The organism is Synechococcus sp. H55.11 (assembly GCF_047462475.1).
In the GTDB taxonomy this organism is placed as follows: Bacteria; Cyanobacteriota; Cyanobacteriia; order Thermostichales; family Thermostichaceae; genus Thermostichus.
Genome location: NZ_JANSJI010000164.1, coordinates 1 through 5,375 on the forward strand (window position 1 = coordinate 1; position 5,375 = coordinate 5,375).

The window sequence follows — 5,375 nt, forward strand, 5'->3', positions numbered from 1 at the left end:
ATGTACCCGGATTCACCCCTAGTTCCCGCAGCTTTTGGGCCAGGTGCTCTGCTCGTCGTTGCTCCTACTTGACCTCGGCAGGTGGCCGCTTGGGTAGGTAGGCCAGATCCGGCCTATCAACGGCGGGGCTGCCCATGGCCTATCGTAGATAGAGGGTCAAGGGATCCCTTCTTCTTTAGCCTGACTTCCAGGGCAAGCTAGGGTTGCCAGTTATTGATCCAGCTCTAGAAAGCTGCAGGGACGGGCTAAACAAGGGTTTTGACGGATCCCTGAGGAGTAGAGCTGGCTTTATAACCGTTTCATAACCTAGGACTGCTAAGCTCCTACGGACTGCCCGAGCGAAGGATCAAAAAATGAAGGGTACCAAGGCCGCAGCTCCGCGTATTCTTCTCAACTGGCCAGCTCCACCCGACTACATCCCGCCCCCTCTGCTTTCAGACCGGCAGGTAACCCTTTGTCCCAAGGCAAGAGCGAAGGGATTTGGGTTAGGCTTTGTCAACTTCACCGGCGGCCTAGTGGAGTGCCCAGAAGGAGATTATGACCTCTACGGCTTCGTACAGCAGTCTGAGCAGATTGCAGATAAGGAATTTGACTTAGTTGTTATTTGGACTTCTAGCTTCGACTCGAGTAATCCTTTTAATACCAAGAAGTTTGGCTGCCCGACTGTCCTGCTGGCTGGCGATACTCACCATTGGGAGTTCCCCATCAATCACCTCCTAGCCTACTGGGCTACCGAAGGCTTTGATTACGTGGCCACCGCCTACAACCGCCATCACCTGCACTGGTTTGCTGCAGCAGGTGTGGAAAACCTGGCCTGGTTGCCCCTTATCTCCATGCGCCCTGTCGCCCACGAGTGGGTAGAAGTGAGAGAAAACCAAATTGTCTTCATTGGCCAGCAAGGCTCTCGGCACCCCAGACGCTCCCGACTTGTGCAGGCTTTGAAGGAAGCGGATTTGCCTATCCTCATCAAAGCTGCCAATCGCATAGAAGCAGCCGAACGCTTTGCCAACTCGCTGATTTCGTTTAACTGTAGCCAAAATGCGGATCTCAATCTCCGCAATCTGGAAGTGATCTCAGCAGGTGGCTTTTTGTTGACAGACCGTCTTTCTTTTGCCTCGGGCTTCGACGAGCTGCTGGTGCCGGGAACCTACTGCGACACCTACGACTCCGAAGACGAACTTTTGGAAAAGGTTCGCTACTACCTCGACCATCCACAAGAAGCCATCGAGATTGCCCGCCGCGCCTACCAAGCCTTCGACAAACAGTGGCACCCCCGCCACCGCATCCAGAATCTGCTGGACTGGGTGTTTGGCGGAGAGCTGCCCGAACCCTTCCGCTACTCGCCTCGTTCCGAGGTGCGTCACTTTGTCAGCACGGCTAACTCTCACCTGATAGACACCCGCCTGGCTGTGTATGAGCCTGTGCAAGAGCTGCATCGGGTGCAAGAGCGGCTCAAGGTGTTTCTCAGCCGCGGCTGTCCTGGGGTGATTGCTGCTGATTTGCTGGACTTGCCACGCCTGGAGCTGTATGGGGAAGGGAGCTTTGTGGATCCCTGTGCCCTCTTGCAGCAGAGGGGCGTGGCTGAGCGGGTGCATGAGCTAACAGGAGAGCCAGCAAGCTGGCCAGTGTTTGATGTGGCTGTGTGCACGGTTGAGGATCTCCAGAGACTGAAGCAGCCCCTCAAAGCCAGCTTTGCCTTTGTCTTAGGAGAAGATCATCAGCTCGTCTTTGCCAATGCAGGAAGAATCACAGAAACTTTTCTCATTGACTTAATCCAAAAGGACAGTTCTGCTCCGTCAGCCTGGCTACGAGGGTACGAAGGCGTTGAGTATGGGGAGACGGTCGCCAACCTCAGCCGGCTTTACGAGCCAACTGCTTCCTTACTTCCAGAGGTTAAGTTGGTGGTGGATGTCGGAGCCGGAGTGGGGGTAGCGAGCGCCTGCTTCCGAACATTTCATCCGCAGGCGGCCATTCACTGTTTTGAGATGGATCCCTTGGCCTTACACCTGCTGCAGCAGAATGCTCTGAGTTTGGGCAACTGCCATGTGCATCCAGTGGGCTTGGCAGGAAAGGATGGCTATAAGACTCGTCGTCTCTGGCCAGAAGACTCTCAAACAGAGTGGGGAGTGGAGCAGGTGCTGGCTTTTCGAGAAGCTAAGACAGCCTTGCAGGAGCTAGGTCTGGAGCGCATCGATGTACTGAGGTTGGCAACAGGTGGGCAGGGGGTGGAGGTGTTGACTAGCTTGAAGCCATGGCTCAAGGGCATCAAGGTTATCTATGTGGAGTTTGGCTCGGAGCAAGACCGCAAGCGGATTGACCAGATGCTGGATCCTTCTCACATGATCTGGCAGGGGGAGATCATAGCTGGTCAAAGAGGATCCCTCTGCTATCTGCGCAGAGCTTAGGAGTAGACTCTTGAAAAGAGAGGAGATGCGAAAGTCATGAACTCAACTATCGTTGTTACAAGCGCAGACAGCAAGTTTTTTGAGTTAGTCCAGGGGACTATCCTCTCTATCCGGGAAAAGCCGCAGGGGTATTCTGTGGACATTGGATTTCTCGATACAGGCTGCACGCTAGAGCAGTTGCAGTGGATAAGTCAGTACGTTGACCATATTATTGAGCCAGGTTGGAATTACGATATCCCAAGTAGTAACAGCCAACCTAACTACCTTAAAGCTCTGGCATCCAGGCCATTCTTACCTGAGTATTTTCCAGGTTACGAGGTTTATATTTGGATTGACGCAGACGCTTGGCTCCAAGATTGGTCTGCAATTGAACTACTCACCCTAGGAGCAAAAAGAAAAGGATTTTCAATAGTTACCGAGTTAGTAGCTAAGCATGTCAACAGATTCTGGATGCAAACCTGGATAACCTGGCACTACCACAAATACTTCCATCACACCGAGTTTAATCGTCTAGATATAGAGCCATTGCTGAACGCTGGTGTATTCTCCGGAGCTAGACAATCTATTCACTGGTCGGCATGGGGAAAAAGAGTAGAGCAAGCTATCCTCAGATGCTTCGATTTATGGACGGATCAGTTTGCTTTAAATGTTTCTATCTACAAGGATTTAGGTTTGGATAGAGTTGAGCTTCTACCACTCAATTGTAATTGGTTGGCTCACTATCAGCTACCTTTATGGGATCCTCAAAAGAGGCTATGGGTGGATCCTTTTCCGCCTCACGAACCAATAGGGATTGTACATCTTACGGCCGATGCTAAGACAAGACCAACTCATATTGTACTTACAACTGAAGGTTTTAAGGTTGAAGCCAGCTTACGATATCCAGGCAAGAACTCTCTCCCGATTAAAAGATATGACTATGTATCGAATAACCAGAGGAGAATACATCTTGACTATAGCTTCCCTCTAATGACTGTAGTGGATCCAAGTTCTCACCCTTGGCCCTACTTGCGAAAAGAGATTCCCCATCTTTCGCACGCAGACTTACGTCAACCTCTTATTGGCTTTGTTAGCCGAGATGAAGCACATATCTTGTACAATACCGCTCTTAAGTTCCAAGGAAAACCTGCTTTGGAGATTGGGTGTTGGCTAGGTTGGTCAACTGCTCACCTTGCATTGGGAGGAGTTGTTCTTGATGTAGTGGATCCTGCTCTGGCCAATCCTCAGATTTATGAAAGTGTGGATCAGTCTCTCCGCTTGGCAGGAGTTCGCTCCAATGTCAACCTGTATCCCGGCTACAGCCCAGAGAAGGCAGAAGAGATTGCTCGGGAAAAGAACCGCCGCTGGTCTTTGATCTACATCGATGGAAATCATGACGCGCCAGCTCCTCTGCTAGATGCTCAGGTGGCAGACCGCTACGCTGCTGAAGATGCTCTAATTCTCTTTCATGACCTTGCTTCACCGGATGTAGCTGAGGGCTTAAACTACCTAAGGGCTCGAGGCTGGAACACGATGATTTACCAAACCATGCAGATCATGGGCGTCGCTTGGCGGGGTAACGTCCAGCCTGTGGAGCATATTCCGGATCCTGCTGTTGATTGGACACTACCAGAGCATTTGAAGGGATACCCGGTATACAACCTTGAGTTATCGAGAGTTTTGGAAAAGGTTAAGGCCTTTACCCTTTTGGGCTTTGAGCGTCTCTGGAATCTCTACACCTTAGCCAAGCGAGTCTGCCAAGAAGACATCTCTGGGAACTTTGTTGAGTGTGGCGTTTGCAGAGGAGGCAGCTCTGCACTGCTAGCTTGGGTGATCAAAAACTACAGCCGCCGACCCCGCAAAGTCTACGCTTTCGACACCTTCTCAGGAATGCCTCAGCCAACAGAAGTAGACCGAGATTACAGAGGATTTCTTGCCAATGATACTCCCTATGGAGCTGGAGCTTTGGGGGCTCCTGTCTCGGAGAACTTGGAGGTAATCAGTAGGGAACTAGGAGTTTGGGATCTCATTGTTCCTGTTCAAGGACTGTTTGCTGACACATTGCCAGCTTACCGTGACCAGGTAGGCGAGATCGCTTTTCTACACGCGGACGCTGACTGGTACCAGTCCACAATGGATATCTTTCAGAATCTTTATGAGCAGGTTAACTCCCAAGGATTTATCCAAATCGATGATTACGGACATTGGCAGGGATGTCGAGAGGCTGTCCACGACTTTGAACGAGAAATTGGGGCTTTCTTTCGGTTACATAGTATTGACTATACCGGAGTCTGGGTGAGCCTGGCTGAGAACCTGCCAGTAGTGAGAGATAGCTTAACAGAAACTACACTTCCGCAAGGGATCCGCCTGAGCAAGTTTAACGTCGTTCTTTTTCCTTACTGGGAGCTGGAAACAGAGCAGCTTGCGGAGGAGCTGGAGAAGCTGCTGGAGCAAATCCTGCTTAGTCCAAATTCAAAAGACTATGCTCTTATCCTACTCGGGGATCCGGATCCACAGCTAGCCAATCAAACACTAGAAATGGCGGCGGGGAATGTAATCCTCAAACTTATGGAGAAAGGAGAGGAAGTAGCTGAGGAGCCGCTTTGTTCTGTGGTGTCTGGCTTGAACCCTTGGCAGTGGGAGAGGCTGATTCAGCATATGAACTACCGCTACCCTCTGAAGCGGGAGCGTTTTCCCAAAGGACTACGGTCAGCTGTCCAGAAGCTGCCTGTTTTGTTGATTGCTCAGTAGGATTTGCCGCCTATCCTCAACCCTCTTGAGGGGGGGAGGCTTTAAAGTGCATCGGGATCCACCCCCAGTTCCCGCAGCTTTTGGGCCAGGCGATCTGCCCGTTGTTCGGCCTGCTCAGCTCGTTGCCGTTCTTGCTCTGCTCGCTGCCGCTCCAGTTCAGCCTCGGTGGGTACCAGTTCCCCAGAAGAGGTGGCCCAGCGAATCCACGTGGTTTCGATGTCCCGAAACCTGCCTTCCCAT

The 5,375-nt window shown here is 51.5% G+C and carries 2 protein-coding genes and 1 pseudogene; 2 read left to right on the forward strand and 1 reads right to left on the reverse strand.

Annotated features, from left to right (window positions below; genetic code table 11):
- The first annotated feature begins 353 nt into the window (after positions 1-353).
- Both NW853_RS07045 and NW853_RS07050 read left to right on the forward strand, forming a co-directional pair.
- Positions 354-2,405, forward strand: a complete 2,052-nt coding sequence (locus tag NW853_RS07045; RefSeq protein ID WP_414348592.1) for a glycosyltransferase — start codon at positions 354-356, stop codon at positions 2,403-2,405.
- Positions 2,406-2,441: 36 nt separating this feature from the next.
- Positions 2,442-5,135, forward strand: coding sequence for a class I SAM-dependent methyltransferase (locus tag NW853_RS07050; protein WP_414348594.1), 2,694 nt, complete (start codon positions 2,442-2,444; stop codon positions 5,133-5,135).
- Positions 5,136-5,176: 41 nt separating this feature from the next.
- On the opposite strand, the pseudogene NW853_RS07055 reads toward NW853_RS07050, so the two are convergent.
- Positions 5,177-5,375: pseudogene (locus tag NW853_RS07055) on the reverse strand (Uma2 family endonuclease); the annotation flags it as partial.